Genomic DNA, 21,554 nt, shown 5'->3' with positions numbered 1-21,554 from the left:
TAAGTGAGAAACATAACCCTGCGCAAATATCGCGAAAGTACAAGCGTAAAGTTTAACAATGTAGAACTACCTTCGCCACGGATGCAACAGTGTGATCACTGCATACTATTCATAAACACGTTCTCCATACAGCTACGAGTCTCTTATGGCGTATATAATACGCAAAATTGCCCAATGAACTTCTAAAAACGTACCGTTTATAGCGACTGCAAGCAACTGGCATCACGGTCAATCTTGACCTCAAGGGCATAATTCGATGAGATGGATGAAATGGCACTGCCAAACTACAAAGACTCGAAAATCCCCTCGAACACGAGCCGAGCCCCCCTGCTACTGAATTCCTCCCTATTCGTCCTACTGGCCAGCTTATCCATCGTGCTGGTCCTCATTAAGGCGGATCAAAGAATGCGCAATGCCTTAATGATATCAGCTGAATTAGTCAGCCAAGGACTCGATCTGACTAAAGTAAGGGACTTAGTCTCAGGCACAGCGAAACAACAGCAAAAAGCGGCCCTGCAGATCCAAGAGACACTATCGAGACAGATCTTAACATCGGACCGTTTTCATTACATCTATATCATGCAGCGCAATGCAGAAGGTGATATTTACTTTTTAGTCGATGCGCAACGGCCTGTAGAAAACACTCCTCCATCTCCCCTAGGCGAGCCTTATCCAGAGGCCTCAACTAAACTGAAAGCGGTCTTCGACAATAAAAGCTCCTTTTTGGAAGGTCCCTTAAAAGATCGCTGGGGCACATGGATCAGCCCAATCACTCCCATACTTGACCCCGAAACGGGCGAAGTACTGGCCGTGCTGGGCATCGACATCTCGTCCAAGGGTTGGTATCTGTATCTATTGGGGGTCGCGGCACTACCGAGCCTACTATTTATATCTTTGGCGCTCATGGGCTTTTCTTTGCGCAGCAGCAGGCGACATCGTGCGATGCTCCGGCAAAAGAACGACGCTTTTCAGTATAAAGATCAGTTCCTGCAACTACTGGTGAGAACGTCCCTAGAATACATTAACCGCCCGCTGAAATCAATTGATGCGACTGTCGAGGACTCGCTGGGAGAAATCGGTCGTTTCACCGGCGTCGATCGGGCTTATATTTTCCGCTACAATCTCGACACAATGACTGCACAGAACACACACGAGTGGTGTGCGCCGGGGATTAGCTCTGAAATCGATCAACTCCAGTGCGTCGACCTATCCGATTTGCCCAACTGGCTCGAAGCGCACCAGCAGGGACAGGTGGTTGAGATTGATAATGTCCACCACCTCCCCAAAGACGAACTCACGCGAGTGATACTTGAAGCTCAAAATATTAAAAGCCTAATCACGGTTCCACTTATCGACGATAACGAATGTATCGGATTTGTCGGCTTCGATGCGGTGAAGCAATCGCATCAATACACTCAAGACGAACGCCAGCTACTCAAAGTCTTCGCGGAGATGATCGTAAACATCAATATACGCAGCAAGACAGACCGCGCACTTCAAGCTTCCAACCAAGAACTGGCACAACAAACGCGATTAGCTGAAAAAATGGCCGAAGAAGCGCAAAAGGCCGACCGAGCTAAAAGCGCCTTTCTAGCCGCCATGAGCCACGAAATCCGCACGCCGCTCAATGCGATCATCGGCATGAGCTCATTACTCATAGATACTCAGCTTGACAAACAACAAGCAGACTGCGTCTCAACTATCCGCGTGAGCGGCGATGCGCTCTTAGATTTGATTAACGACATCCTCGATTTTTCCAAAATTGAAGCGGGCCGACTGGAGTTACACGAAGAGATATTTGAAATCGACGACTGTATTTCTCAGCCCGTAGAAATAATGAGAACTGAGGCTCTGTCCAAGAAGGTCACAATCGAAGCGATCACTCAAGAGGGCAGCCCTCGATACCTGAAGGGCGACATCGCCCGCATCCGACAAATCATTCTTAACTTATTGAGCAATGCGATTCGCTTTTCACACACAGGAGGTAGAGTTCATCTCACTGTCGAATCTAAAGCCTTAGAGGCTGGCGCGATTTCGCTCTGCATCCAAGTCACAGACGAGGGAATCGGCATCTCGCCCGATGCCCAGAAAAACCTCTTTAAAGCCTTTGTCCAAGCCGACTCTTCAATCACTCGCACTCATGGAGGCACTGGATTAGGCCTAGCCATTAGCCGTCAATTGGCCCGTTTAATGAAAGGCGACTTATCCTACCAAAGTCGGCCCCAGCCAGGAGCATCTTTTAAACTCGAAATCCCCCTAGCCATAACCCCACTCGATGCCACCCCACAGGGCAGCGGGCAGCCGAATCAGCAAGCTGCAACAGGCAATTCCTCCAGCCCACAGGGAATACGCACAAAAGTGCCACACATCAATAAAGCACTCGCGAAGGACTACCCCTTAAATATCTTGATTGTGGAAGACAATCAAACCAACCAGAAAATAATGAAGCGAATCCTTCAACGGATGGGCTATGCTCCAGACATTGTGAGCAATGGCCAACTGGCGACCGAGGCAGTCGGTGACAAGGAATACGAACTAATTTTAATGGACATCGAAATGCCAGTCATGGATGGCATCACTGCGACCCGCGAAATACGTAAATCTAAGCACCTCCCCCCACCTACAATAATAGCACTCACTGCCCACGTAATCGATGAGCAACGTAAACAGTGTTTCGCAAGTGGCATGAACGACTTCCTATCGAAGCCAATCAAAGTGCCTGAATTGACACGTGCTATCGTGAAAACTGCCCAGGGCGAATACAATAAATCTTGAAGTTCGAATCAACTCTTAGGCCCCCACTAAGGCTCCAAATTGAAGCTAGCCCCCCGCCCGGTGAGCCTCATGCATTTTACAGGAACTGCACATAGATTGACAGCTCAACCTTCGATTCATAGTCTGCTGCATGACTTCTTCGACGTCCTCAGAGCCCAACAGCACGACTCCCCTAACTTGCATCGATTGCGGTGCTCCCGTGGAACAGACCATGGCAGGCATCGCGATCTGCGATGATTGCTTGAGCACGCGTGGGGCCTGCTGCCAGGAATTCGGCGCAGTCGACCTGACAAAAGAGGAAACAAAGCCGCGCGCCTATAACAGCCCGGCGTGCGCGGCACATTTATTTGAAGAGGCAGACGCCATACAGCATATCACGGCTGAGCATCGTTTCTACACCGCTTCGGGTGCTCGTTTGGACTACGTGCGACTGGCTACAGAAGAAATAAAAATCACGCACACCTTTGTACCCAAGCATCTACGCGGCAAAGGCATCGCGGCTCAGTTAATGCAGGCAGCGATTCAGTACGCAGATCAGGCGAGACTGCAAGTAAGCGCCTCCTGTGATTACGCACAGGTCTACCTCAAGCGATATCGCAGCTAGAGCTGCTCTACATTTAGCCGAGAAATAAGCCGACAGAAACCAACACTCCGTAAGCGACCACCACCTTGGCTGCACGTTGTAAGCATGCTAGATAGTCACTAGGATGCACGGCCTGCCGCAACTTGCGCGTTTGGTAGAGTCCCACCCCCACAGGTATCCAGCCAAGCAATACAAAGGCTCCATAACCTTGCCACACCAGCCACAATAAAACGGCCCCGGCCCAGAGTAAAGAAAGCGCATATTGCCCCAGCGCACAAGGGCGCCCCAAGAGCACGACCAGCGTTCGCTTGTGTGCTTGCCGGTCTTCTTCCAGATCACGGTAGTTATTTACAACCAGCAAATTATTGACCACCAGACCGCAGGCCAAAGCTAGCAAAACGACATCGCGATTAAAACTGCCGGTCTGGACATAAAATGTGCAGACAACCGCGATCAAACCGAAGAACAGCACTACAAATACGTCTCCCAGACCGTTATAGGCGAGAGGAAACGGGCCCCCAGTATAGATCCAAGCACAAACGATACTGGCGACACCAACCGCCAGCAGCCACCAACCGCCATAATAAATCAGGCTCAAACCGAGACAAAATGCCAAGGCAAGTATGCCAATACTCGCCCACTTCATAGTCGCAGGGCGCACGAGCCCTGAAGCCACAGCTCGGCGAGGGCCCAAGCGTGCATCCGTATCAGTGCCTTTCACCCCGTCGAGATAATCGTTGGCGAAATTTGTCCCGATCTGCACCAGCAAAGCGAAGCCGAGACAGATCAGTGCGGGCACAGCATTCAATTGCCCGAGGCTATGCGCCATTGCAGTGCCTAAGAGCACGGGAGCCACCGCAGCAGGCAGCGTTTTCGGGCGTGTTGCTTCAAGCCAAATTGAGATCGTGGCCATAAAGAGATTCTAACTAAAGAAGAATGAAGGATCGGGAGGCCCCCGAGGACTCTGAAGGGACTCTGGGAAAACTCAGGCAGGACTCGCGCGGTATCGAGATCGACTACAGGCCAGGAGGCGATGGTGGACGACTCACTGGCACGGCGACAGCGGGGCCGGCATGTAGCGCGCGCTTTGACTCACGACGACGGACAAAAAAACGAAAGATGGTGCGAATAAAGTAAAAGAGTAAAAAGAGCACCAAGATCGCAGCGAGGATCGGAATCATTACAGCCAAGCCTGCCGTGAGAATGGAGCCTCCGAGCTCAGCGGTGGATACCGCGGGATTACCGATGCCCCCCGTAGTCGCCGTCGATGCACCGCGCGTAATGACCGAAGCGCCTTGAACGATGCCTGCGGTGCCACCGCCCATGATGGCCGCGACGATCCATTTAAAGGCTTCGTCCCCCATAAACTCAGGAAGCATTGCGCCGGTAATAAAAGTGCCAGCCACCACGGCAGCAGGACTTGCGATCGCGTCCAGGGCATTGTCCAACCAAGGGATGTAATAACTCCCCACTTCCAAGAGTGTGGCCACCCCGAGGGCGATCGTTACCCAGTCATTCCCCAGCCACTCAAAATTAGCACCGATCATGTCTTGAAAATTCACGCCCCCGATCGCATCCACTCCTTGATTGGCGGCTAAACTAGCCACAAAGAGCGGGACAAAGACTCGAAATCCGCAGGCTGCCGCCAGCCCCACTCCAGCAAAAATAGCAATGATCTCATTCATAATATCAAATAGATTAAGGACTTATGTCGCTGTCGGAAAGCTCAGATTTGCAGAGAAATTGAAACACTCAATTGAATATGCCAGAGCATTTGGATCTAATTAGCGCGACTGTAGACGGATCTTGTTTAAACGATGGCTACGGCAAATATCCATGACTTCGGTCACGAATCTGAGGGGCACTTCTTCGTCGGCCACCAATAGGATGGGCATATCGGGCGTGAGTTCACCAGCGAGTTGCATCGCAGCTTCGAGCTCCGGCTTTTCGACGGAGCGGTCATTTAAGTAAAAGGCTCCTTCGGGACTGAGCGCGATCACGATTTGTTCTTGAATCTCGTTCTCTCCCGCCGTCTCAATCTTGGGCACGGTAATATTGAGCGCGCTCACTTGTTTGAACTGCATGGTGACCAAGAAGAAAAACAACAAGACCGTCAACACATCGACCAAGGGCACGATGTTAATCACAGGCTGCCGCCGGCGGCGATGGATCAAATCAGAGCTGGTATCCATTTTCGGCGCGGCCTAGTCCTGTTTAGCTTGTAGCAAGGCTTGCACACCGAGCCCGATGCGTGCGGCCATAAATTCAACCCGTCGCAATACGTATGCATGCGCCGCGAGTGCTGGAATGGCGATCGCGAGCCCTAAAATAGTGGTATTGAGCGCGAGTGCGATGCCGCGAATAAAGGTGGCTGGGTCGGGCAAACCAGTCTCGGCAGAAAAACCGCTGAAGACTTGTGTCAGTCCAGTCACCGTGCCCAATAGCCCGATCAAGGGCGCAGCCCCAATCACGACTTCCAGGAGAAACACACCGCGCTCCATACGGCTGACTTCGAGCCTAGCGTAAGCTTTAAGTGAATCCGGATCAGAGGGACGTGAGCGGTGAAAGTGCAGAATGCGTCCTGCTACGGAATTTTGATCTGCCTCTACACCATCAAACTGCCCCGAGACAAAGGCGTCCACTAAGGCACGCGGCATGACTCGCGAAGGGCGCAGCGCGAGCAAACGCTCAAAAGCGATAAAGACCGCAAGAATGGAGCAGAGGCCGAGTGGGTAGATAAATATTCCTGCGTGAGTAAAGATGTCCATGAAATCAGAGGCAAAGGTTGGAGTCCCACCTTCTGGCGGACTGAAAAAAGAAGATGAACCGCCCAAAGGCGGGACTTCAACCTAATCAGATAAAAAAAGGCGCAACCGAAGCTGCGCCTTTTGTCAGTAAATATTGCCCGAAGTTCCCTTGCTTAGAGCACAACCAAGAGCGCGTGAATCACGGCTGGGATATAAAAAAAGAAGCAAAGGATGATATTAATCAGCAATGACTTGCCAGCACCCGACTTCAGCGCAACCGCAACTGGAGGGAGAAAAATGGCAAGGAGAATGAGAACGATTTTGTTATCCATAATTATGATGTGTGAATGTGAATATTCCTTTAGCAAGCTCGGCAAGCTAACAGAATACATCACGGATGTCACGCATGCATGTATGGCAAAGCGCCCGCAGTCTTCGCGACATCAGCAGAGCCTTCAAGCAACTCATCGAGCGGATCATAATTACCACTGAGCAGGCTGTCACGCGCACCGGGCTTGATCTCGCAAGGGACCGACTGGTCACCGAACCAGATCTTGTGATCTTCGACGTCGATGGTAATTTCCAGTTCCGGGTTGGTATCGATTGCTTGTGCGATGGTAGCACGGTCCGCATCGCTGGCGATGACACAGACCACACCGAGGTTTGTGGAATTGCCAAAGAAGATCTCCGCAAAGCTGCCAGCAATCACAGCGTTGTAGCCAGCACGCAGGATGGACTGAGGCGCGTGTTCACGCGAGCTGCCGCAACCGAAGTTGTTGCCGCTGACGATGATCGAGGCTTCGGCGAAGCGTGGATCATTGAGGTTGTGTTTTTTATCTTCGCCCGACTCTGTCTTACGAACGTCGTGGAAAAGATACTCACCGAGGCCATCGAAAGTGATGCACTTCATGAAACGTGCAGGGATGATGCGATCGGTATCGATGTCGTCGCCGGGAACGAATACGCCCTTACCGGTAACTTGTTTAATAGGTGTGGATGGCATGACTAAATAAATTAAGAATTAAAAAAGATGCAAAAGATATGCAGAAAATATGCAGAAAACATGCACTAGGAATTAAGCATTTGCGGAAGCGAATCCGAAGACTTCGCGTGCATCGGAAACCTCTCCCGTGACGGCCGCAGCGGCCACCATCAGCGGACTCATCAACATGGTGCGCCCAGTCGGGCTACCTTGACGGCCCTTGAAGTTACGATTGGAGGAACTCGCGCAAAGTTGATCGCCGATCAATTTATCGGGATTCATCGCCAAGCACATGGAGCAACCTGCCGCACGCCATTCAAAACCGGCCTCGATAAAGATCTTATCCAAGCCGAGTTCTTCAGCGATCTTGGCCACGACCTGTGAGCCAGGAACTACAATCGCTTGTACCCCTGCAGCAACTTTGTGCCCTTTAAGGTATTTGGCGACCTCCTGGAAGTCGGACAAACGGCCATTGGTGCAAGAACCAAGGAAGGCGACATCGATTTTCTTGCCCTTGATGGGGCTCGCACCTTCAAACTTCATGTATTCGAGCGCTTCGGCCACCGAGTCACGCTCCGATTGAGTCGGCGCATCTTCCACCGCGGGGATGTTTTCTTCGATGCCCACACCTTGACCTGGAGTGATTCCCCAAGTGACAGTCGGTTGAATTTGCGCCGCATCGATATCTACAACATCGTCGAATGTGCAGTCGGCATCCGAAGCAAAGGACTTCCATTGCTCAACAGCCGCATCCCAAGCCGCGCCCTTAGGTGCATATGGGCGGCCCTTCAGGTATTCGAAAGTGGTTTCGTCGGGGTTCACATAACCTACGCGAGCACCGCCCTCGATCGACATGTTGCAAACTGTCATCCGTTCTTCCATAGTGAAGTTATCGAATGTAGTGCCGGCATACTCATAGGCATAACCGGTGCCGCCCTGAGTGCCGAGCAAGCGAATGATGTGCAAGATCACATCCTTGGCATACACACCGGGGGGCAATGTGCCGTTCACGTTGATACGGCGCACTTTGAGCTCGTTCAAAGCAATCGTTTGGGTGGCCAAGACGTCACGCACCTGACTGGTGCCGATACCGAAAGCAATGGCACCAAAAGCACCGTGAGTCGCTGTGTGCGAGTCACCACAAGCAATGGTGGTGCCGGGCTGCGTGATACCCTGCTCTGGGCCCACGATGTGAACGACGCCCTGCTTGCCAGTGTTGGTATCAAAGAAAGTAACGTCGTTTTCGGCGCAATTCTTACGCAACTCTTCGATCATGCCCTGAGCGAGCGGATCGCTATAGGGTTCCACGGCCTCATTAGTGGGCACGATGTGGTCCACAGTCGCAAAAGTGCGGTGCGGGTACTGCACTTTTAAACCACGGTCGCGGAGCATGCCAAAGGCTTGCGGACTGGTGACCTCGTGAATAAGGTGCGTACCGATTAATAACTGCGTCTGACCGTTTGCCAATTGGCGAACCGCGTGCGCGTCCCATACTTTTTCAAATAAGCTTTTGCCCATAATCTTGTTCCTAATAAATGGTGATTCTCAAAAGGGTCTCAATAAGGATAGCTTTCAGCTCGCTGGCAACCGCAAAGGCAGGATTTTTCATGCAGGTCGCTCGCAAGCTCTCCTTTGGGCCTCAAGCACGCTCGTTTTCGGCATAAAAAAACCCGCAGCCTCCAAAGTGGAAACTGCGGGTTTTGAAAAGCTCGACCAGGCGAAGGGGTAAACCGCCAAATCGGGCAACAATTAATAAGGGCTATTTAATATAGGGGACTCTAAAAAGCGCCGACTAAAGAACTAGGTCCGGAGCGGACCGATTTCTTAGAGGACCGCTTTAAGGCCAGCGCCAGCCTTGAATTTAACTGCTTTAGAAGCCTTGATTTTGATCTTCTCGCCAGTTTGTGGGTTCACACCGTCACGAGCTGCACGCTTTGTCACAGAGAAAGTACCGAAACCGATCAGCTGAACGTTTTTGTCCTTTTTAACACCCTTCTTAATGCCTTCAAGGACGGCTTCAATAGCGCGTTCTGCGCCAGCTTTGGAGGTGTCTGCACCGAGTGATTTTTGCACTTCTGCTACGAGTTCTGCTTTGTTCATAGAATATTAATAATATTGTTGAGGTTGTTTGGTCGTATGACCACCGCAAATATGGGAACGCGCACTTGTGACCGTCAACCTAAAATCCGCTCTGAGGCCCTATTATTTGCGGTTTTCAGCGGCATGCACGCTCTGAAGCCTTTACCTGAGCGATTTCAAGCTTGCTGACGCGCTTCAAACACCTGTTTTAATAGGGTTTCCGTCGCTTCGACTTTTGAAATTCCGCGCTCTTCGGCGATCTGCCCTGCACGCTTTAAGAGTTGTCTCGCCATCACCTCAGCCGAATCTTCAGCAGCTCCTAAGTTGATAAAGATCTGCGTCAGCTCGCCCACATAGTCATTTGCTGGATCAGTCATGCTTAGGCCCTTTCCGCAGTAGCTCAGCGACCATCACCTCTTCCGCATCAGAGTGCAGGCGTTCGCCCTCACTGGCATAGCGTGTTTTTAAAATCGCCACACCGCGCCAAGCATCTCCTGCAGCTTCAGGATAAGCGGTGCGCAACTCTCCGACTTGCTTAGCACCTTCATTATATAAAGCACAGGGCACCGAAGGCAGGCTGCCCTGCCCCGTGACGATAAACAGGCCACGCTGTGGCTTACCTAAATTATGCATACGAGCCACCACCTCTTGCCCAAGGTAGCAGCCCTTTGTAAACGAGATGGCATCCTGCTGCAAGCCTCCCTCTCCCGGCAGGTCGGCAGGGCCAATTTCATCGGGAACCAACGGAATACCCGCCGCGAGACGCGCAAGCCCCTGCTCTGCCTCGGAATAGGCCGCAAAGCCAGCCGCTAGTAATCGAGCTCGACAGGCCTCCGCGGCGGACTCGGACTCCAGGACTATAGTATAATGCTGATCACGTGCGCAGTAGAGCCTACCGCCGGGAATCGTCTCAAACTGCCCCAGCTGCGGCGGCGTCCATCCAAGCGCAGTCACAGCGCCCGCGAAAAGCTGCAAGGCCCATGCGGGCCCTGCGGGCTCGATCACGACCTCATCGGCAATGATGTGTCGCTGCATATGCGCTGTAATCACCTCGCCGGGGCAACATTCACTCAAGACCCGAAAGCGCTCCTCGCCCTCGCAAAGCACGACACTGTCAGCAATCACCTTGCCCTTCACATCCAGCCAGAGCCCGTAGCAGCAACGTCCAGGCTCAAAAGGACGCAGTTCATTGCTGAACTGACTTTGCAAAAAATCCGCCGCATCTTCATCCGTGACAAGGAAGTAGGCAGCGGGTCGATATTGATAGAAGTAATTGTCAGCGTCCATAAGCATAAGTTGAGTGTTAGAATATGCGCGAGTAATAGGACAGAATATTCTTTCGAGCACGCACCTGCCCCACCCTTAGAATGAGGTAAAAAGCTCGCCGTTCTGACAGCAAAGGGTTTCTTTATGCCTATGAAATTTTTGCCATTGCTCTTCGCCATGATACTCACACTCAGCTTGGGTGGATGCGCAAGCATGCCCTCCAATTACGAGCAAGCCAAGGTGGACGTAGTTGGCATCAGTAAAAGCGCTACCGATACAGCCGTCCTGCAGTTCACAATCCAACTTCGCATCGTCAACCCCAACCCAGAACCGATTGAGCTCAAGGGCTTGTATTACGAGCTCAGCATCGACGGCATACATGTGGTGAATGGCACTTCGAATCAAATTCCAAGCATTGAAGGCTATAGTGATACAGTGGTCTCCGTCAGCTCTGCAGCCAACTTAGTGAACAGCGTGCGACTCGCCGCCCGCTTAATGGAAAGCACCAGCACGGAGCTGCCCTACCAGCTGCGTGCCAAGCTCGGTACCACCTCGAAATGGATGCCTGCCACCACTGTAGCCGAAAGCGGCGTTTTACCTCTATACTGAGCATACAACCAAGCAGCGACTGCGCATGTAGACAGCCGCCGCACGAATGAATGCCAAGGCGGAGCTCTTGAGCACTGTCTATTTCCATTGACTTCGTGCCTCGGGCTGACATCTATGCCGCCCTTTAACTACCACCCCGCCGTAAATTTCTCGGCGGGTTTTCTCTTTCTAGGTGATCTTAATCGTAATCCAACTCTTCAAGTAGTCCCACCTCTGGGATGCATCAGAGAGGGATTGAGAGACGGATTACGACAAAGACATCCTTAAGTAAATGAACGCAAAAAACATCCGAAACATCGCCATCATCGCCCACGTTGACCACGGCAAGACCACATTGGTGGACTGCCTACTGCAACAGAGCGGAACCTACCGTGAAAACCAACAAGTGCAAGAGCGCGCGATGGACTCCATGGACTTGGAGCGTGAAAAAGGCATTACCATTAAAGCGAAGAATCTCGCTGTAAAATGGACCAATCCCAAGGACAACGAAGAATACACGATTAACATCGTCGACACCCCAGGTCACGCCGACTTCGGTGCCGAGGTGGAGCGTGTGATGAAAATGGTCGACGGCGTATTGCTACTGACTGATGCCGTTGGCGGCCCGCAAGCGCAAACTCGCTGGGTGCTACGCAAAGCTCTCGACCAAGGCCTGAAGACCATTTGCGTGATCAACAAAGTCGATCGCGAGTCCTCACGCCCGGACTGGGTGCATGACAAAGTGCTCGAACTCTTCCTCGACCTGGATGCGGACGAAGATCAATTCAACGCCCCCTTCCTGTATGCTTCGGCTAAGATGGGCTTCGCCGACCGCGAAGTCGATGGCCCACGCGAAAACATGCTCGATCTCTTCGAGACCATTGTAGAGCGCATCCCAGCCCCCACCATCGAAGAAGGTGATTTCCGCATGCTGGTGTCCAACATTGACTGGGACGACTACGTCGGTCGCATGGCGATCGGCCGTGTGCTCTCTGGCCAAGTCAAAGTAGGCCAAACTATTTTCGCTCTGCGTAAAAGCGGCAAACGCGAACGCGTTAAAGTGACCAAGATGAAGAGCTTCTCCGGCGCGGGTAACACCGACGACGTCACCGACGCGGTGGCTGGAGACATTGTCGGTCTGGCCGGCTTCGACGACGTCGACATTGGCGACACACTCGCTGCGCAACAAGACGCCGAGGCAATGCCTTTCGTCGAGATCGATCCTGCCACCGTGCAAATGGAGTTCTCCGTCAACAACGGTCCCCTCGCTGGCAAAGATGGCAAGAAGGTCACCTCCCGCCAGATCCGCGAGCGCCTCATCCGCGAGACTCAATCCAACATCTCCATCAGCATCGAAGATACCGACGATGGCACACGCTTCCTCGTCAATGCCCGCGGCTCCATGCAGATCGCCGTCTTGGTGGAAACCATGCGCCGCGAAGGTTTCGAGCTGCTCGTCTCTCGCCCCACCGTGCTGTATAAAGAAATCGACGGCAAACGCTGCGAGCCTTTTGAACAGGTCTGGGTAGAAGTGCCGGAAGAACAGCTTGGTGGCGTCATGGAAAACCTCGCAAAGCGCAAGGGCAAGGTCACCAATATGGAGCACCACAATTCCGGTGTCACCGTGGAAGCCGAAGTGCCAACGCGCGGCCTGATCGGTTTCGAAAGTGACCTCGTCACCATGACCTCCGGCCATGGCGTGATGAGCCACTCCTTCCTGGAATATCGCCCGCACTGTGGTGAAATCGTGACACGCCTCACGGGCACACTCGTCAGCATGGAACAAGGCAAGAGCATGCCCTACGCACTGGATATGATTCAAAACCGCGGCAAACTCTTCGTCGGTCCCGGCGAGGAAGTCTACGGCGGCATGATCGTCGGCGAGAATCCACGTGTCGAAGACATGCCCGTCAACCCTGCCAAAGCGAAGCAACTCGACAACATGCGTGCCAGCGGCTCCGACAAGGGCATCCAGCTCGCGCCTCCCGTTAAGTTCTCCTTGGAACGTGCGATCGAATACATCGCGCCCGACGAACTGGTCGAAGCGACGCCGAACTTCCTACGCATGCGCAAACGCGAGCTCGACGAAAACAAGCGCCGCAAAGCCGCCAAAGCAGCCAAGTCTTAAGCCCATAGGGCAGATTATTTAGACCAAACGCTCACGGGAAACCGTGAGCGTTTTTTTGTGACTTATTGATATTCAGACTGGGCCTCTGACATCTGTCTTCTGACGACTCTTTCAAGGATCAAACAGGCTCCAAAGCGATTTTGAGATGACTGCCCGTGGCGTTGGCGTAACGCTTCAAAGTCGCGAGCGATGGATTCCCCCTCCCAGCCTCCAGTCGAGCCACAGCTGCTTGCGATGTCTCCATACGTGCCGCCACTTCCGATTGAGTGAGTTTTGCTTTCGTGCGTGCATCTATTAATGCACGTGCGACTGAAAACTCGTCTTCAAGCGCATTAAAAGCTTCTGCGTAATCTGCGTTCTTAATCCACTTTCTGTGTAACTGTGTTGCTGTCTTCATTGTTAATCCCCTTCAATTTCTTTCGCTCGCTCTAATGCCAGCCTAATTTCTCTTGGAGGCGTTGTCCGTGTTTTCTTAATGAAAACACGGACAACCACCACTTTTTCACCGCGGGCAGTCACATAGAGCGCACGAGAAATCCCATCACGCCCTGTCAATCGCATTTCCCATAGCTTATCCTGCAAATGCCTGAGATGAGGCATTCCCACATGCGGCAAACCGAATTCTTCAATTAAAGAAACCACCCGCGAGAACCGTGCCTGCATATCTACAGGAAAGCCTCCAACTCCTTCTCCACTGTTTCATTCAAAATTAAAACCGACCACCTCACGCCATAAAATATGCCATATTTGATATATTTGTCAAGTTACATGAACTCTACACCTGACGTTTCGACTGCCTCTCGCGCTCCATTCTCCCCGACATCACTAACCGGAACCATAAGATAGGCTTATTAAAAAAGGATTAGCACACTTTATACTCGATTAGACAACCTGTTTACATACTTCTTCTGCATAAATTTTACTAATCGGAAATGCTAATAAAATTAGCTCACACTTCTTTAATCTAATACAGATATGCAAACTACAACATCCCCCGCCCACACAGAGGATAACGCAGCGTCCGCATGGCGCAATTTTCGTAACGGAGTCTGGCAAGACCAGATCGACGTTCGCGACTTCATTCAGCAGAACTATACGCCCTACCAGGGCGACTATTCGTTTCTGAAAGAGCCGACCGCAAAAACCACACAACTTTGGAACGAGCTCAAGCTGCTACTCGAAGAGGAGCGCGCCGCAGGTGGTGTGTTGGATGCCGACACAAAGGTAGTCGGCACGGTCGCCTCCCATGGCGCCGGCTATATCAACCAGGACCTGGAAACCATCGTGGGCGTGCAGACCGACAAGCCACTCAAACGTGCCATGCTGCCTTATGGCGGTGTGCGGATCGCCCAGAAAGCGCTGCAGGCACACGGCCGCGAAATGGACCCCGAGACTGCGGACATTTTTGCCAAGCACCGCAAAACACACAACGACGGAGTGTTCGCCTGCTACACCGACGACATCCGTAAGGCACGCTCGGCCGGCATCGTGACTGGCCTGCCCGATGGCTATGGCCGCGGACGGATCATCGGCGACTATCGCCGCGTCGCGCTCTATGGCGTAGACCGCTTGATTGCCGATAAGCTACGCCTGCTCAAAGACACCCAAAACGAAAGCTTCAGCGAAGACTGGGTACGCGAACGTGAAGAGACTCAGGATCAGATCAAAGCGCTCAAAGATCTCAAGACCATGGCAGCCGCCTATGGCATCGACATTTCCCTGCCCGCCCAAAACGGGCAACAAGCCGTGCAATGGACCTACTTCGGCTACCTCGGGGCGGTGAAGGACCAAAACGGTGCCGCAATGTCCTTTGGCCGCACAGCCACCTTCTTCGACATCTACTTCGAACGCGACTTCGCTGAAGGTACTTTAAACGAGGAGCAGGCCCAAGAGATCATCGACCATTTGGTTATGAAGATGCGGATCGTGCGCTTCATTCGCACCACCGACTACGACGAGCTCTTCTCCGGCGACCCCACATGGGTGACCGAAAGCATCGGCGGCATGGGCGAAGACGGCCGCACGCTGGTGACCAAGTCCAGCTTCCGCGTGCTACAAACCCTCTACAACCTCGGGCCCGCCCCCGAGCCAAATCTCACCGTGTTGTGGTCGCAAAATTTACCACAGGGCTTCAAGGATTTCTGCGCCAAGGTATCGATCGAGACCAGCTCGATTCAGTATGAAAACGACGATCTGATGCGCCAGTACTGGGGCGACGACTACGGCATCGCTTGCTGTGTCTCCGCGATGCGGATCGGCAAGCAAATGCAGTTCTTCGGCGCTCGCGCCAATCTGGCCAAAGCGATGCTCTACGCCATCAATGGCGGCAAAGACGAGAAAAGTGGTCAGCAAATCGCCCCCGAGAGTGATCCTTTCACCGGCGACTATCTAGAGTTTGACGACCTGATGGCACGCTTCGACAAGACCATGGACTGGCTGGCCGCCACCTATGTCAAAGCGCTGAATATCATCCACTACATGCATGATAAATACTCAGCAGAGAACATCATGATGGCCCTTCACGACCCCGTGATCCTGCGCACCATGGCCTGCGGCATTGCCGGCCTCTCAGTCGCAGCCGATTCACTCTCTGCAGTGAAGCACGCCAAGGTCAAAGTCATCCGCAATCAAGAAGGCCTCGCCGTGGACTACAAAGTGATCGGAGAGTATCCGGCCTTCGGCAACAACGACGACCGTGTGGATGCCTTTGCCAACGATCTGGTCGAGCGCTTCATGGATAAAGTGCGGCAACAGCCCACTTACCGCAATTCCGTGCCCACTCAATCGGTGCTCACTATCACCTCCAACGTGGTTTACGGCACCAAGACCGGCAGCACTCCCGACGGCCGCAAGGCCGGCGAGCCTTTCGCGCCGGGGGCCAACCCCATGCACGGTCGTGATCGCAAGGGCGCAGTCGCCTCGATGGCTTCGGTGGCCAAGCTCCCCTACGAACACTCGCAGGACGGCATCTCCTACACCTTCTCCATCGTGCCTAAGGCACTGGGCAAAACAGCACCCGAACAAGTGGCCAACCTAGGGAATATTCTGGATGGTTACTTTGAGGCGGCTGGGCACCACATCAATGTCAACGTCTTCGAAAAGGAGACTTTGCTCGATGCGATGGAGCATCCGGAAAAATACCCACAACTCACCGTCCGGGTCTCAGGCTACGCCGTAAACTTCATCAAGCTGACCAAAGAGCAGCAGATGGACGTCATCACTAGAACCTTCCACGATAGTATATAAATCAGAAGACAGGAGACAGAAGTCAGGAGACCGCGAATGAAACGCATCCTGGCTTCTGATCTCTGATCTCTGACCTCTGAAAAAATGACCACTACCTTAAAACCTACCACCAGCACTGTCACCAGCGCGACCACTTGCGCCTTTGAACGTCCTGCCACACTGGCTGCTTCGCCCGCAACCGAGGGCTACATTCACTCCGTCGAGACCTGCGGTACAGTCGACGGTCCCGGTCTGCGCTATGTGCTCTTCTTGCATGGTTGCCCGCTGCGCTGCCAATATTGCCACAATCCGGATAGCCAAGGCAAACCAGCCGGCGAGACTCGCACCGCGGAGGAGGCCTTTGCCGATGTGCTGAAGTACAAATCCTTCATCCGCAAGGGGGGGCTTACACTATCAGGCGGGGAGCCTTTGATGCAGCCCGACTTCGTCGAAGCCATGTTTACCCTCGCCAAAGAAGCCGGCATTCACACCACCTTAGACACCTCAGGTTTTGTCGGCCACAAAGCCAGCGATGCACTGCTCGACAAGACCGACCTAGTGCTACTCGACATCAAAAGCTTCAGTCCAATGACTCACAAAGTCGTGACCGGAGTCTGTGTAGACCAAACTCTCAAATTTGCACAACGTCTGGATGCCCGCGGCAACAAAGTCTGGATCCGCTTCGTGCTGGTGCCCGGCCTCACCGACAACGAGAAAAACATCGATGGGCTAGCCCAATTCGTCAGCCAACTCGGCAACGTCGAACGGGTCGAAATCCTCCCCTTCCACAAAATGGGCGAAGAGAAATACAAACTCTCTGGGCTGCCCTATAAACTAGCAAACACACCGACGCCTACTCCGGAAGCAGTCGACAGCGCACGCGCGATATTTGCGCGGCATGGAGTCGTTGCGATCTAGAGCAGCGCCATTGCGCAGGGGTCGATGCGAATATCTCATGAAAACAAAAAATCGTTGGCTCATTGCAGCGTCCGCCTGCAGCATCAACCTTTCGATCGGCTCCATTTATGCCTACAGCGTATGGAAAATGCCTCTGGAAAACACCTTTGGTTGGTCCTCGAGTAACACCTCACTGGCCTTCAGTCTGGCGATCTTCTTCCTGGGCCTCTCGGCCGCCTTCCTCGGAAGCTTCATCCAGCGCAAGGGGGCCCGCTTCGGCGGCCTGCTCAGCGCAGCCTTCTTTTCGGGCGGCCTGCTAGGCTCTGCACTGGCCTGCCAAGTCGAGAGCCTGCCCTTGTTCTATTTAAGCTTCGGAGCTGTCAGCGGCATCGGGCTCGGCTTAGGCTATATCTCCCCCATCGCCACACTGGTCAAATGGTTCCCCGATCGCCGCGGCTTGGCCACCGGGCTCGCCATTATGGGCTTCGGCTTTGGTGGACTGGTTTGCGCTAAATTGATCGATCAATTCGTACCAGTCCAAGCCGAGATCTCCCTGCCACAAGGTATCAGTGCCTACGAGTATCAACAACAGGCCACGGATGCCGTAACAGCCACCGCGACAAGCCCGGACGCCGCAGCCCTCGCAGCGACTCCTGAGCCAGAGCTCGCGCCTCAAAAAACGCTCCTCTACCAGAAAGCATCCATCGTACGGGCCTTTAGCTACTTAGCCGGCATCTATCTCGTGATCATGGTGCCCAGCGCACTCTATATCACCCCACCTACGCGCGATGACTTGCAGACACTGCCCAGCAAAGAAACGTCCCTCCAGACCAAGTCGCAAGGCGAGGAATTAACAGTGGCACAGGCATTGAAACGCCCCGCATTTTACGGGCTCTGGAGCATGTTATTCATCAATGCATCCTGCGGCATTGCACTGATCTCGACTGCCAAAAAGATGGGCTATGAAATGGTCCATCTATCCGACTCGGAAGCCAGCTTACTCGTGATGGGCATCTCCCTATTCAATGGCCTAGGCCGCATCGGCTGGGCCGCACTTTCAGACTACATCGGGCGCCCCAATACCTTTGTTGCGTTTTTCGTGCTACAAATCGCCGCCTTTCCGCTCTTGGCCAAGCTCACCCATTTCCCGATTCTCTTCATGGGCATCACCTTCATCATCCTCTCCTGCTATGGAGGTGGCTTTGCAACCATACCGACCTACATCAGCGACCTTTTCGGCATACGAGCCATGCCCACTCTACTCGGCATTATCCTCACCGCATGGTCCTGCGCGGGCCTGGTCGGCCCGATGGTCAACGCACGCGTCTACGAAGCCACGCAAAGCTATCAAACCAGCCTTTATGTATTCGGCGCGGCACTTGTTGGCGCACTCATAATATCACTGCTCATGAAACTTAATTTGCAAACGCAGCCACAAGCCACAGCACGCAGGCTGGTTCAGGAGCACTAGACGAAGGGTAGAAGAAAATTGACAAAGTGCTACATTTTGCTACACAGCTAAAAATGAGTACAGTCATACGAATTTCCGATCGTCTAGCCGAAGAAGCAAAAACCAGATCAAAGGTGGAGCATCGATCGATGACTTCTCAATTGGAATATTGGGCGACGATCGGCAAAGCTGCAGAAGAAAACCCCGACCTACCTTTTAGCTTCATAAAGGAAACACTGCTAGCAATGGCTGAAATGAAAGATGCCCCCAAGGAGGAATACACCTTTGGATAAAAGGAAGATCTACCTTTCACCAATTTTTGGTCGAAAACTTAAAAGATTAAAAAAGCAGGAAAAGAAAGAACTCGATGATGCGGTTCTGGATATCTCAAACGATCCCGATATCGGAGAAGCTAAAGCAGGTGATTTAGCAGGAGTCCTTGTTCACAAATTCAAGATAAACAAACAGCTAACTCTCCTCTCTTACACATTCGATTCTAATGAGATCAACCTGCTAAGCTTTGGAAGCCATGAAAACTTCTACAGAGATCTCAAGAAATATAGAAAAGGCTGAAAAGCTTGAACCCTCTCATGCAGAATGGATCCAAGAGAGCAAGGAACCTCCGCCTTAGAACTTGTTCTCCTTGCCCCCAAACATACGGGCGATATTGGACCGGTGGCGCACCACGATCAAGACTGCCAAAATGAGGCCTAGGTAAAAGCGTGGATCTTGCGTGCCATGGATAAAGTAAGCCGAAACCGGCAAACTGAGCGCAAACAAGATCGAAGCCAGCGCCACCATTTTAGAGCTATAAAAGACGATCAACCAGATCACCAAGCCGATCAAGAGCACCGCCCACATCAGGGCTAGCAGACCCCCAATAGTGGTCGCCACGCCCTTGCCGCCGCGAAACTTGAGAAAGACGGAAAAGCTATGCCCAAGAATCGCCGCAATCAGGCCGATTACTGCCAGCCGGTTATCTCCCCCATATACCAGGAGTGGCCAGCCAGCGGCGATAAAGCCCTTGAGTGCATCGAGTGCGAAAACAGTATTGCCCCACTTTGCACCCAGCACGCGCTTTACATTGGTCGCCCCCGGATTGCCGCTACCCTCTTTGAAGATATCAACGCCCTGGCCACGCGCCACGATCACCGCGAAGCTGATCGCACCGAGAAAATAGCCGACCAATACGACTAGGAGAATGGAAGAAATTGCCACCGGCTAGACCAGCTACTTAGACCAGCTTTTTGAAAAGCAAGGTCGCATTATGACCGCCAAAACCGAGGTTATTGCAGATCGCTACGTTGACTTCGGCCTCACGCATCTCATTCGGCACGTAATCGAGATCACAATCCGGATCTGGCTCGTTGTAATTGATCGTCGCGGGGATTTTGCCATCGCGAATCGCAAGTGCGCAGACCGCCGACTCCACACCGCCCGCAGCGCCGAGCAGGTGCCCCGTCATGCCCTTAGTCGAAGAGACGGACAGCTTATAGGCATGCTCGCCAAATGCCTTTTTGATGGCACTGGTTTCAAATTTATCATTGTAAGGAGTCGAAGTGCCGTGCGCATTGATGTAGCTGACGTCTTCAGGCTGAATGCCAGCCTCTTCAACCACATTACGCATCGCAGTGCCCAGGGCCTTACCTTCTGGATCGGGCGAAGTGATGTGATACGCATCACAAGTGGCGCTGTAACCAGCGATTTCGCAATAAATGGTCGCACCACGCGCTTGCGCGTGTTCCAGCGTTTCCAGCACCAGCACGCCGGCGCCTTCGCCCATGATAAAGCCATCGCGGCCCTTATCGAAAGGACGGCTGGCAGTCGTAGGATTGTCATTATAGCTGGTGCTCATCGCCTTCATCGAGCAGAAGCCTGCGTATCCGAGCTCTGTAACCGCGGCTTCACTGCCACCTGCCAACATAATATCACTGTCACCATCGCGTAGCTTTTGGAAGGCTTCGCCGATACTGTGCGTGCCCGAAGCGCAGGCGCTGACGATACCGAAGTTTGGCCCACGAGCTCCAACTTCAATCGCGACCACGCCACTGGCGATATTTGCAATGAGTGAAGGAATCATGAATGGCGACACACGACGTGGCCCACCTTCGTAGAGGCGACGGCTTTGCGTCTGAATCGTCAACATCCCTCCGATACCAGAGCCAATCAACACGCCAAAACGGTCGGCATCCAGCTTTGAGGTGTCCTCGAGGTCGGCATCTTTGAGCGCTAAACGTGAAGCAGCCACCGCAAATTGCGTGTAGCGATCGTTACGGCGTGCCTCCTTGGGGTCCATATATTGCCCCGCCTGAAAGTCAGTACACTCGGCACCCACCTTCGAAGGATATTCCGTAATATCGAAAGATTTTACTGTATCTATGCCACTCTTGCCGGCCAATAGGTTATCCCAGAAAGTTTCCACCCCGTCACCGTAACTTGTCACGGTGCCGATACCTGTGATTACGACACGTTGTTTCTCAATTGCTTCACTCATGATGTCTGTATAAAAATTAAGCCGCATTTAAGCGGCTTAATCGTAAGTTTGAAAGTAGAATTTTCTTATCCTGCCTTTTCAGTGATATATTTGATCACATCACCAACAGTTTGAAGCTTTTCTGCATCCGATTCTGGGATTTCGCCGTCGATTTCATCGCTGAATTCTTCTTCGAAAGCCATGATAAGTTCAACAGTATCAAGCGAATCGGCACCAAGATCATCCAAGAAAGATGCTTCTGGAGTTACTTGCTCCTCGTTAACGTTAAGCTGATCGACGATAATTGTCTTCACGCGTTGTTCGATTGTTTGGTCTGACATAATTTTCTGTGTATTAGGTT

General features: G+C 52.7%; 24 protein-coding genes. 9 read left to right on the top strand and 15 right to left on the bottom strand.

Annotated elements, in window-relative coordinates; genetic code table 11:
• Positions 1-270 precede the first annotated feature (270 nt).
• Positions 271-2,775: a GAF domain-containing hybrid sensor histidine kinase/response regulator gene (locus tag QEH52_RS01540; protein WP_308948179.1), complete on the top strand. Its 2,505-nt coding sequence runs from the start codon at positions 271-273 to the stop codon at positions 2,773-2,775.
• A 130-nt stretch (positions 2,776-2,905) separates the two neighbouring features.
• Positions 2,906-3,379: a GNAT family N-acetyltransferase gene (locus QEH52_RS01535; protein WP_308948178.1), complete on the top strand. Its 474-nt coding sequence runs from the start codon at positions 2,906-2,908 to the stop codon at positions 3,377-3,379.
• Between the two features lie 13 nt (positions 3,380-3,392).
• Here the strand turns inward: QEH52_RS01535 and QEH52_RS01530 are convergent, their stop codons facing one another.
• The 10 genes from QEH52_RS01530 to ygfZ all read right to left on the bottom strand — a co-directional run bounded on the left by QEH52_RS01530 (position 3,393) and on the right by ygfZ (position 10,459).
• On the bottom strand, positions 3,393-4,271 hold the full coding sequence (locus QEH52_RS01530; protein WP_308948177.1) for a 1,4-dihydroxy-2-naphthoate polyprenyltransferase: 879 nt from the start codon (positions 4,269-4,271) through the stop codon (positions 3,393-3,395).
• Positions 4,272-4,374: 103 nt separating this feature from the next.
• Positions 4,375-5,043 carry a DUF4126 domain-containing protein gene (locus tag QEH52_RS01525; protein WP_308948176.1) on the bottom strand — a complete coding sequence of 223 codons (669 nt, stop codon included), beginning with the start codon at positions 5,041-5,043 and terminating at the stop codon, positions 4,375-4,377.
• A 99-nt stretch (positions 5,044-5,142) separates the two neighbouring features.
• On the bottom strand, positions 5,143-5,550 hold the full coding sequence (locus QEH52_RS01520; protein WP_308948175.1) for an ExbD/TolR family protein: 408 nt from the start codon (positions 5,548-5,550) through the stop codon (positions 5,143-5,145).
• Between the two features lie 12 nt (positions 5,551-5,562).
• On the bottom strand, positions 5,563-6,126 hold the full coding sequence (locus QEH52_RS01515; RefSeq protein ID WP_308948173.1) for a MotA/TolQ/ExbB proton channel family protein: 564 nt from the start codon (positions 6,124-6,126) through the stop codon (positions 5,563-5,565).
• A 152-nt stretch (positions 6,127-6,278) separates the two neighbouring features.
• Positions 6,279-6,437 carry a YqaE/Pmp3 family membrane protein gene (locus QEH52_RS01510; protein WP_308948172.1) on the bottom strand — a complete coding sequence of 53 codons (159 nt, stop codon included), beginning with the start codon at positions 6,435-6,437 and terminating at the stop codon, positions 6,279-6,281.
• Between the two features lie 68 nt (positions 6,438-6,505).
• Positions 6,506-7,108, bottom strand: coding sequence for a 3-isopropylmalate dehydratase small subunit (gene leuD, locus QEH52_RS01505; RefSeq protein ID WP_308948171.1), 603 nt, complete (start codon positions 7,106-7,108; stop codon positions 6,506-6,508).
• A 72-nt stretch (positions 7,109-7,180) separates the two neighbouring features.
• Positions 7,181-8,605, bottom strand: a complete 1,425-nt coding sequence (gene leuC, locus QEH52_RS01500; RefSeq protein WP_308948170.1) for a 3-isopropylmalate dehydratase large subunit — start codon at positions 8,603-8,605, stop codon at positions 7,181-7,183.
• A 306-nt stretch (positions 8,606-8,911) separates the two neighbouring features.
• Positions 8,912-9,187 carry an HU family DNA-binding protein gene (locus QEH52_RS01495; protein WP_308948169.1) on the bottom strand — a complete coding sequence of 92 codons (276 nt, stop codon included), beginning with the start codon at positions 9,185-9,187 and terminating at the stop codon, positions 8,912-8,914.
• A gap of 155 nt (positions 9,188-9,342) precedes the next feature.
• A complete protein-coding gene (locus QEH52_RS01490) occupies positions 9,343-9,543 on the bottom strand; it encodes a hypothetical protein (RefSeq protein WP_308948168.1) in 201 nt (66 codons plus the stop codon).
• Complete coding sequence (gene ygfZ / locus QEH52_RS01485; protein ID WP_308948166.1) at positions 9,536-10,459, bottom strand: CAF17-like 4Fe-4S cluster assembly/insertion protein YgfZ; 924 nt, start codon at positions 10,457-10,459, stop codon at positions 9,536-9,538. The genes QEH52_RS01490 and ygfZ overlap by 8 nt, the downstream gene beginning before the upstream one ends.
• 123 nt (positions 10,460-10,582) lie before the next feature.
• On the opposite strand from ygfZ, the gene QEH52_RS01480 reads away from it, so the two are divergent.
• Together QEH52_RS01480 and typA are read left to right on the top strand one after the other, a co-directional pair.
• Positions 10,583-11,041, top strand: coding sequence for an LEA/WHy family protein (locus QEH52_RS01480; RefSeq protein ID WP_308948165.1), 459 nt, complete (start codon positions 10,583-10,585; stop codon positions 11,039-11,041).
• A 271-nt stretch (positions 11,042-11,312) separates the two neighbouring features.
• Entirely contained in the window at positions 11,313-13,148 is a 1,836-nt protein-coding gene (gene typA / locus QEH52_RS01475) for a translational GTPase TypA (RefSeq protein ID WP_308948164.1), read from the top strand.
• A gap of 118 nt (positions 13,149-13,266) precedes the next feature.
• Here the strand turns inward: typA and QEH52_RS01470 are convergent, their stop codons facing one another.
• Positions 13,267-13,545 carry a helix-turn-helix domain-containing protein gene (locus QEH52_RS01470; protein ID WP_308948163.1) on the bottom strand — a complete coding sequence of 93 codons (279 nt, stop codon included), beginning with the start codon at positions 13,543-13,545 and terminating at the stop codon, positions 13,267-13,269.
• A gap of 2 nt (positions 13,546-13,547) precedes the next feature.
• Complete coding sequence (locus QEH52_RS01465) at positions 13,548-13,811, bottom strand: type II toxin-antitoxin system RelE/ParE family toxin (protein WP_345785434.1); 264 nt, start codon at positions 13,809-13,811, stop codon at positions 13,548-13,550.
• Between the two features lie 312 nt (positions 13,812-14,123).
• Here QEH52_RS01465 and pflB point away from each other — a divergent pair, with 312 nt between their 5' ends.
• From pflB to QEH52_RS01440, 5 genes are all read left to right on the top strand, one after another.
• Positions 14,124-16,394: a formate C-acetyltransferase gene (gene pflB, locus QEH52_RS01460; RefSeq protein WP_308948160.1), complete on the top strand. Its 2,271-nt coding sequence runs from the start codon at positions 14,124-14,126 to the stop codon at positions 16,392-16,394.
• Positions 16,395-16,478: 84 nt separating this feature from the next.
• Complete coding sequence (pflA, locus tag QEH52_RS01455) at positions 16,479-17,291, top strand: pyruvate formate-lyase-activating protein (protein ID WP_308948159.1); 813 nt, start codon at positions 16,479-16,481, stop codon at positions 17,289-17,291.
• A gap of 37 nt (positions 17,292-17,328) precedes the next feature.
• A complete protein-coding gene (locus tag QEH52_RS01450; RefSeq protein ID WP_308948158.1) occupies positions 17,329-18,741 on the top strand; it encodes an OFA family MFS transporter in 1,413 nt (470 codons plus the stop codon).
• A 53-nt stretch (positions 18,742-18,794) separates the two neighbouring features.
• On the top strand, positions 18,795-19,013 hold the full coding sequence (locus tag QEH52_RS01445; protein ID WP_308948157.1) for a ParD-like family protein: 219 nt from the start codon (positions 18,795-18,797) through the stop codon (positions 19,011-19,013).
• Positions 19,006-19,293, top strand: a complete 288-nt coding sequence (locus tag QEH52_RS01440) for a type II toxin-antitoxin system RelE/ParE family toxin (RefSeq protein ID WP_308948156.1) — start codon at positions 19,006-19,008, stop codon at positions 19,291-19,293. Before QEH52_RS01445 ends, QEH52_RS01440 begins: the two co-directional genes overlap by 8 nt.
• A 54-nt stretch (positions 19,294-19,347) precedes the next feature.
• Here QEH52_RS01440 and plsY read toward each other — a convergent pair whose 3' ends face one another.
• From plsY to QEH52_RS01425, 3 genes are all read right to left on the bottom strand, one after another.
• Positions 19,348-19,938: a glycerol-3-phosphate 1-O-acyltransferase PlsY gene (gene plsY / locus QEH52_RS01435; RefSeq protein WP_308948155.1), complete on the bottom strand. Its 591-nt coding sequence runs from the start codon at positions 19,936-19,938 to the stop codon at positions 19,348-19,350.
• 16 nt (positions 19,939-19,954) lie between these two features.
• On the bottom strand, positions 19,955-21,214 hold the full coding sequence (gene fabF / locus QEH52_RS01430; RefSeq protein WP_308948154.1) for a beta-ketoacyl-ACP synthase II: 1,260 nt from the start codon (positions 21,212-21,214) through the stop codon (positions 19,955-19,957).
• 65 nt (positions 21,215-21,279) lie between these two features.
• A complete protein-coding gene (locus tag QEH52_RS01425; protein ID WP_308948153.1) occupies positions 21,280-21,534 on the bottom strand; it encodes an acyl carrier protein in 255 nt (84 codons plus the stop codon).
• Positions 21,535-21,554: the final 20 nt, after the last annotated feature.

The organism is Thalassobacterium maritimum, from assembly GCF_031127805.1.
Lineage (GTDB): Bacteria > Verrucomicrobiota > Verrucomicrobiia > Opitutales > Coraliomargaritaceae > Thalassobacterium > Thalassobacterium maritimum.
The sequence above is the reverse complement of the archived record's forward strand: the minus strand, read 5'-3'. Positions and strand labels throughout refer to the sequence as shown.

Excerpts from the sequence above, each read along its gene's own strand:
- QEH52_RS01540 (WP_308948179.1), top strand. The coding sequence starts at position 271 with ATGGCACTGCCAAACTACAAAGACTCGAAAATCCCCTCGAACACGAGC.
- QEH52_RS01535 (WP_308948178.1), top strand. The coding sequence starts at position 2,906 with ATGACTTCTTCGACGTCCTCAGAGCCCAACAGCACGACTCCCCTAACT.
- QEH52_RS01530 (WP_308948177.1), bottom strand. The coding sequence starts at position 4,271 with ATGGCCACGATCTCAATTTGGCTTGAAGCAACACGCCCGAAAACGCTG.
- QEH52_RS01525 (WP_308948176.1), bottom strand. The coding sequence starts at position 5,043 with ATGAATGAGATCATTGCTATTTTTGCTGGAGTGGGGCTGGCGGCAGCC.
- QEH52_RS01520 (WP_308948175.1), bottom strand. The coding sequence starts at position 5,550 with ATGGATACCAGCTCTGATTTGATCCATCGCCGCCGGCGGCAGCCTGTG.
- QEH52_RS01515 (WP_308948173.1), bottom strand. The coding sequence starts at position 6,126 with ATGGACATCTTTACTCACGCAGGAATATTTATCTACCCACTCGGCCTC.
- QEH52_RS01510 (WP_308948172.1), bottom strand. The coding sequence starts at position 6,437 with ATGGATAACAAAATCGTTCTCATTCTCCTTGCCATTTTTCTCCCTCCA.
- leuD (WP_308948171.1), bottom strand. The coding sequence starts at position 7,108 with ATGCCATCCACACCTATTAAACAAGTTACCGGTAAGGGCGTATTCGTT.
- leuC (WP_308948170.1), bottom strand. The coding sequence starts at position 8,605 with ATGGGCAAAAGCTTATTTGAAAAAGTATGGGACGCGCACGCGGTTCGC.
- QEH52_RS01495 (WP_308948169.1), bottom strand. The coding sequence starts at position 9,187 with ATGAACAAAGCAGAACTCGTAGCAGAAGTGCAAAAATCACTCGGTGCA.
- QEH52_RS01490 (WP_308948168.1), bottom strand. The coding sequence starts at position 9,543 with ATGACTGATCCAGCAAATGACTATGTGGGCGAGCTGACGCAGATCTTT.
- ygfZ (WP_308948166.1), bottom strand. The coding sequence starts at position 10,459 with ATGCTTATGGACGCTGACAATTACTTCTATCAATATCGACCCGCTGCC.
- QEH52_RS01480 (WP_308948165.1), top strand. The coding sequence starts at position 10,583 with ATGAAATTTTTGCCATTGCTCTTCGCCATGATACTCACACTCAGCTTG.
- typA (WP_308948164.1), top strand. The coding sequence starts at position 11,313 with ATGAACGCAAAAAACATCCGAAACATCGCCATCATCGCCCACGTTGAC.
- QEH52_RS01470 (WP_308948163.1), bottom strand. The coding sequence starts at position 13,545 with ATGAAGACAGCAACACAGTTACACAGAAAGTGGATTAAGAACGCAGAT.
- QEH52_RS01465 (WP_345785434.1), bottom strand. The coding sequence starts at position 13,811 with ATGCAGGCACGGTTCTCGCGGGTGGTTTCTTTAATTGAAGAATTCGGT.
- pflB (WP_308948160.1), top strand. The coding sequence starts at position 14,124 with ATGCAAACTACAACATCCCCCGCCCACACAGAGGATAACGCAGCGTCC.
- pflA (WP_308948159.1), top strand. The coding sequence starts at position 16,479 with ATGACCACTACCTTAAAACCTACCACCAGCACTGTCACCAGCGCGACC.
- QEH52_RS01450 (WP_308948158.1), top strand. The coding sequence starts at position 17,329 with ATGAAAACAAAAAATCGTTGGCTCATTGCAGCGTCCGCCTGCAGCATC.
- QEH52_RS01445 (WP_308948157.1), top strand. The coding sequence starts at position 18,795 with ATGAGTACAGTCATACGAATTTCCGATCGTCTAGCCGAAGAAGCAAAA.
- fabF (WP_308948154.1), bottom strand. The coding sequence starts at position 21,214 with ATGAGTGAAGCAATTGAGAAACAACGTGTCGTAATCACAGGTATCGGC.
- QEH52_RS01425 (WP_308948153.1), bottom strand. The coding sequence starts at position 21,534 with ATGTCAGACCAAACAATCGAACAACGCGTGAAGACAATTATCGTCGAT.